The organism is Moorena sp., assembly GCF_982860115.1.
The window spans coordinates 1-5588 of sequence record NZ_CEYLVT010000342.1 but is presented as its reverse complement, the minus strand read 5'-3'; the positions used below and the strand labels follow the sequence as shown (position 1 = coordinate 5588).

5 protein-coding genes are annotated in these 5588 nt (G+C 44.9%); 1 reads left to right on the top strand and 4 read right to left on the bottom strand.

Annotation, left to right across the window (positions count from 1 at the left end):
* Positions 1–229 precede the first annotated feature (229 nt).
* Positions 230–1759: an efflux RND transporter periplasmic adaptor subunit gene (locus tag AC4II3_RS30845; protein WP_488016212.1), complete on the bottom strand. Its 1530-nt coding sequence runs from the start codon at positions 1757–1759 to the stop codon at positions 230–232.
* A 192-nt stretch (positions 1760–1951) separates the two neighbouring features.
* On the opposite strand from AC4II3_RS30845, the gene AC4II3_RS30840 reads away from it, so the two are divergent.
* Entirely contained in the window at positions 1952–3664 is a 1713-nt protein-coding gene (locus AC4II3_RS30840; RefSeq protein WP_488016214.1) for a dipeptide ABC transporter ATP-binding protein, read from the top strand.
* Between the two features lie 129 nt (positions 3665–3793).
* Here AC4II3_RS30840 and AC4II3_RS30835 read toward each other — a convergent pair whose 3' ends face one another.
* The 3 genes from AC4II3_RS30835 to AC4II3_RS30825 all read right to left on the bottom strand — a co-directional run bounded on the left by AC4II3_RS30835 (position 3794) and on the right by AC4II3_RS30825 (position 5406).
* Entirely contained in the window at positions 3794–4195 is a 402-nt protein-coding gene (locus AC4II3_RS30835) for a hypothetical protein (protein WP_488016216.1), read from the bottom strand.
* A 94-nt stretch (positions 4196–4289) separates the two neighbouring features.
* Positions 4290–4493, bottom strand: a complete 204-nt coding sequence (locus tag AC4II3_RS30830) for a hypothetical protein (protein ID WP_488016218.1) — start codon at positions 4491–4493, stop codon at positions 4290–4292.
* Entirely contained in the window at positions 4462–5406 is a 945-nt protein-coding gene (locus AC4II3_RS30825; RefSeq protein ID WP_488016220.1) for a trypsin-like serine peptidase, read from the bottom strand. Before AC4II3_RS30825 ends, AC4II3_RS30830 begins: the two co-directional genes overlap by 32 nt.
* Positions 5407–5588: the final 182 nt, after the last annotated feature.

Here is a 5588-nt window from a genome sequence, read left to right as displayed (position 1 = left end):
CGGGAATCGGGAATCGGGAATCGGGAATCGGGAATCGGGAATCGGGAATCGGAAAGGATTCTAGAGACTAATACAGCACGGCGGAAATCAATATACTTTTCAAAAAAAGCAAAACTCTTATATACTAAACCTTTAATCAGTAAACATGTAATAATTTTGAATTTTGAATTTTGAATTCCGCACTGTGCTACACCTTTTTAAGGTTTGCAAGAGGTCCGATAATTAGGAATTAAGGACTAGTAATTTTAACTGGTGAACCATCTTTTAATCCTTCACCCCCTGACACAACTAGGGGTTGATTGGCTTGTAAGTTTTGATTAGTGATCAGGAGTTTTTCCCCCATATCCGCTAAGATTTCTACGGTAAACTCTTGTGCTTTGTCTTGGGAAATGGTATAGATTAGGGATTGGTTTTTTCGTTTAATGATGGCATCACGGGGGATAACAAAACTGGGATCTACATCAATGGGTAAATCTAAAGTGGCTTGAATTCCCATTCCAGCTAATAAGTCTTTTGGGGGATTTTTGAGATTTACCCTTACTAGTTGTCGCCGTGAGTTGGCATTGGCTGTAGGCACAACGCTGGTAATCTCTGCTCGTTGCTGCCAGTTAGGGAAACTTCGCGGTGCAGTTAATTCCACATACATCCCTGGTTTGACCTGATTAGTAAACTTTTCTGGTACTTCTAGAAAGATATCGAATTGAGCATTATTGACCAAGGTCATGATGGCATCCCCACCTTCAACATAGTTCCCAGTGTCAACTTCCCTCGATTGCACCACCCCAGCTGTAGGGGCTTTAATCGTGGCTCGTTGTAATGCAAGTTGGGCTTGATCAACTGCTGCTTGAGCTGCTGCTACTACTCCTTTCTGGGCATTAATTTCTTCCTGGGTTGGTCCGACTTGGGCTTCCGCTAACAGAGCTGCAATGCTCAACCGCTCACTGATGGTGGCATCAACGGTACTTTTGGCTTCAGCAATTTCTTGCTGGGTTTTAGTTTGTTCTGCACTTAGGGCAGCTTGAGCCCGTAAGCGCTCACTGGTAGCTGCATCAGCTGATTTTTCTGCTTCCACTTTCGCTCGTTCAGACAGAGCTCCTTCCAGAGTTAAGCCTTCAATGCGTTTGAGGTTGTCCTTGGCTTCTTGTTCCCGAGCTTTAGCCGCATCCAGTTCTGCTTGCCGTTGGGCAATTAAATTGGGTTGCATGGCTATCATACCATCAAGGTTATCCTTGGCTTCTTGTTCCCGAGCTTTAGCCGCATCTAGTTCTGCTTGCCGTTGGGCAAGAATTTCTGGACGGGTTCCGATTTGTAATCGAGCCAGATTACTTTTTTCCTGAGTAAGCCTTGCCTTAGCTTGGGCGAGGGCTAACTGTTGGTCAGCACCATCAAGACTAGCAATGGTCATGCCCGGGGTAACGCGATCGCCTTCTCGGACTTTGACTTGTTGTATCACACCATCCACCTGAGATTTAATCGTGATTTTTTCACTTGCCTCTACTTCACCCAGTAACTGGATCCGTTTAACTCCTTTACCTAAGGACAGGGGAATAGTTTCTACCGGTCGCGGTGGTATCTGTTTAGTTTTCGTCTGGGCTACAGGGGGTTCTGGTACTGTCGAGATTTGCAACAACGCTAGACCTCCTACTAAAAATAGGACTGTCAGTAGCCATGCAGAGGATTTGCCTTTGGTTTCTTCTTGGCTTTGGGAATGTGACTCTGGCTGATAGTGATTAGACACTTGGGTATTTACAGGTTCCATGGTGATGCCCTGACAAAAAGATGTCAAAAAGATGTTTATAGGATAACTTTGCTCAATCCTACTGCTGGCCTGATTAACTCGATCAGAGCAGTTGAGTTAGATAGGAATTACTCTAGCTTTACAAATTTTAATCAAAATTTAATGGTTATGGCATCAAAGTTTTTATATTCTTAGGGGAGGAAAATTCAATCCATGAGTGAACCGCTACTTTGTGTCGAAAACTTGCAGGTGGCCTATCCTAGTACCCAATCCCTTGCAAAACCGGCTTGGGCAGTAGATGATGTTTCCTTCATGCTAGATTCAGGGGAGCGACTGGGATTAGTGGGTGAGTCAGGCTGCGGTAAGTCTACTTTGGGACGAGCTATCATGCAGTTGTTACCACAAGGGTCCCGAGTGACAGGACAGGTAAGGTTTGCTGGAAAGTCTGTCTTTGACTTAACTCCTGGACAGCTGCGGCAGTTTCGGGGAGAAGCTGTAGCGCTAGTGTTTCAAGACCCGATGACTCGCCTTGACCCTTTGATGAGTATAGGGGAACACTGCCTAGAAACCCTCAGAGCTCATCAACCCCAGCTATCACGACGTGAGAGTAAAGCAAAAGTATTAGAAACTCTAGATGCGGTGAAAATTGCCGCTAATCGCTTCTCTCAATATCCCCATGAATTTAGTGGCGGGATGCGGCAACGGGTTGCGATCGCATTGGCCTTGTTGCTCAATCCCAAGTTAATTGTAGCAGATGAACCCACCACTAGCTTGGATGTTACGGTAGAGGCACAGATATTAGAAGAATTAACTAGGTTATGTCGAGAACGGGACATGGCACTGTTACTGATTTCTCACGATTTGGCCATGATTGGGGAATATTGCGATCGCATTGCGGTCATGTATGGTGGCAAAATGGTGGAAACTGGGCCAGTGGCACAGATTCTGTGGCAACCTAACCATGACTATACGCGATCGCTCTTAGAAGCAGCTCTACATCTGCAGGCAGTTAAAGACCACACTGACACTAATAACCCTGACACTAATAACCCTGACACTAATAACCCTGACACTAATAACCCTGAGGGGAATTCCAGCTCTGGGATTCCTACCCCTTTGCTAAGGGTTACTAATCTCAAACAATATTATACCTTAGAAAGCAATTTTATTCAGCAACTGGTATCTCAAGAAAAAAACGTTATCAAAGCTGTCGATAACGTCAGCTTTGATTTATATCCTGGGCAAATTTTAGGACTAGTAGGAGAATCCGGTTGTGGCAAAAGTACTTTATCTCGCACTATCTTACAATTAGTTCGTCCTACCGCTGGAACCGTTGAGTTTAAAGGCACAAATTTAGCTACACTCAATCGACATTCCCTACAAGAAATTCGTCGTCAAATCCAAATGGTATTTCAGGACCCCCATGCTTGCCTTAATCCTTTAATGACTGTGGGAGAAAGTATTGCCGACCCCTTATTTATTCATAAATTAGCGGCTAATCCAACAGCAGCAAAAAATCAGGTCAATGAAATGCTAGAACGGGTAGGATTAACGCCTGTAGAGGATTACTATAATCGCTATCCCGCTGACCTTTCTGGAGGACAACAACAACGGGTTGCTATTGCTCGGGCATTGATTACTCATCCTAGTTTGGTGATTTGTGATGAACCAGTGAGTATGCTGGATGCTAGTGTCCAAACTCAAGTCTTAGAATTAATGTTGGAGTTGAAAGAAGCGTTTAATCTTACCTATTTGTTTATTACTCATGACCTCTGGGTAGCACGGTTTTTCTGTGATGGAATCGCCGTGATGAATAAAGGTCAGATTGTTGAAAAGAAACCAACTCATGACCTGTTTACTAATCCTGAGCATCCTTACACTAGAACCTTGCTAGAGGCAGCTCCATTGTTAGACAAACAAAAGTGATTTATAAGCAGTCAGCCGTCAGCTATCAGTTATCAGCTATCAGTTATCAGCTGATAGCTGACCGATGCTTCACAGGCTGGAAGCCTGTTCCACAAAGCTGACCGCTGACCGCTGACCGCTGATAGCTTACTAAAGGATTTCAATAGTTTGAGCAGTGATAGCAGACTTACTGGAACCAGAACTCTGACCTTTAATCCGAACCTTTTGGTCAGGACTTAATTTTCCTGGGTCAACAGTTTCTCCTTGACGAGTGATTTTGGTATCGGAAAGAAGTTGTACACTATAGGAACCAGACTTCGTCTCTACCTTTAACTGTAGAGGGAAACTTTCCATAACTGCGACAATTTTACCTTCGATAATCATTTGTTCATCAGTTGAAGTAACTATTGGATTATTATCTGGATTATTACCCTGATTGTTTTGCGATGGAACGTCTGGTTGGGGAGCGCTACAAGCAGAAAACAGCAGGCTTAATCCGATAAGACTGCTGAAAGCAAAAGATTTAAAACGAATTTGTAGTTTAGTAGTCATCTGACGGTTTTGTCCTTTGTTAGTTGACCTGTAAGCATTCAGGTATCAGTGGTCAGTGGTCAGCGGTCAGCGGTCAGCGGTCAGCGGTCAGCCGTTAGCCGTTAGCGATCGCCATCAGCTGTTGACTGTTCGCGTAGCGTGCCCGTAGCGCATAAGCTAAGAGCTGATAGCTGATAGCTGATAACTGATCACTGATCACTGAAAGCTGATCACTGACGGCTGATAACTGACCGCTGATAGCTGACGGCTGATTAGTCCCGGAGATATTAGAGATTTTTCCAAGCGGACATGTTATCAAACACAGACTTATTGATCCGGACAGCACTGTTAGGACAGCCACCATAGCCGTGAATTCCCACTGCATGGCGTTCACCATCTTGGAAGCGCCAGATGGGGCTACCACTTTGACCGCCATAGGTATCGAGCATATAGGAGAGCTTGCCACCACTGATGCTGGTAATTCGGCCAGCATTGAACCATTGTGTGCCAAATGGTTTGTCACCAGCGTAGCCAGAGTTATTTACCTGTAGATTTCTCAGTAACTCGTCGGATAGATTCATAAATCCGAACCAGCCGACTCGGTTCCCTAGGGTGTCATCCGGTAGAATAATTGCTCCGTAATCGAAGTCATCATCTTTTTCTTGTGTCCAGCCTTTTACACTGCGGAAGGATGTGCCAACTTGGGAGCCGAAGGGAGCTTCGTTCTCATCCATACCGGGAAAGACCTCAATTTTCTGCGCCCAACCATTAGCACTATGGCTATAGACGCAATGTCCAGACGTCATTACTGTCCGTGGTCCAATGAACCAGCCAGTACACCGGGAGCGGCTGCCATCAGCTTTGGTAATCATTAACTGGCAAATCCATCGCCAGGGAACACTAGTAGCTGGGGAAATACGGATGCGGTCGTCACTACCACATACTGACTCCGGCCTTTTGAATTCTTCAGCACCAGCATCTGGAAGATTTTCTATCTCTTCTGTGACCAAAATTCTTTCGTCGAAATCCAAACCGTCATTAAGCGCTCGGGATTTATTGAATCCGGGTACTGCTTCCATTTCACCGCGACCCATCATTCCCTCAAATTGGTCTTCGCAATCTATTGCCTGGGATTGATTTTCGCTGGAAGTGATTTCATGGAGCGGCTGATCGTCCCGTTCTATTTCCTTCGCTTGCTTGGTTTGATTGGAAACTATTTCAGTTTCTGACATAACTATTATCCTTTAGAGTTAACTACTAAAAAGAACTCACTTGAATGTTCTTTCCATTTACATAATTGCAAGGCTGCAGTAGGGTTGACAGTACCCTTGCGGGTACTTATTGGGAGCAGGGAATTTAGAATGCGCGAATTTAGAATGCGCGAATCGGGAATCGGGAATCGGGAATCGGGAAT

Coding starts and splice junctions, on each gene's coding strand:
- AC4II3_RS30840 (WP_488016214.1), top strand. CDS start 1,952: ATGAGTGAACCGCTACTTTGTGTCGAAAACTTGCAGGTGGCCTATCCT.
- AC4II3_RS30835 (WP_488016216.1), bottom strand. CDS start 4,195: ATGACTACTAAACTACAAATTCGTTTTAAATCTTTTGCTTTCAGCAGT.
- AC4II3_RS30845 (WP_488016212.1), bottom strand. CDS start 1,759: ATGGAACCTGTAAATACCCAAGTGTCTAATCACTATCAGCCAGAGTCA.
- AC4II3_RS30825 (WP_488016220.1), bottom strand. CDS start 5,406: ATGTCAGAAACTGAAATAGTTTCCAATCAAACCAAGCAAGCGAAGGAA.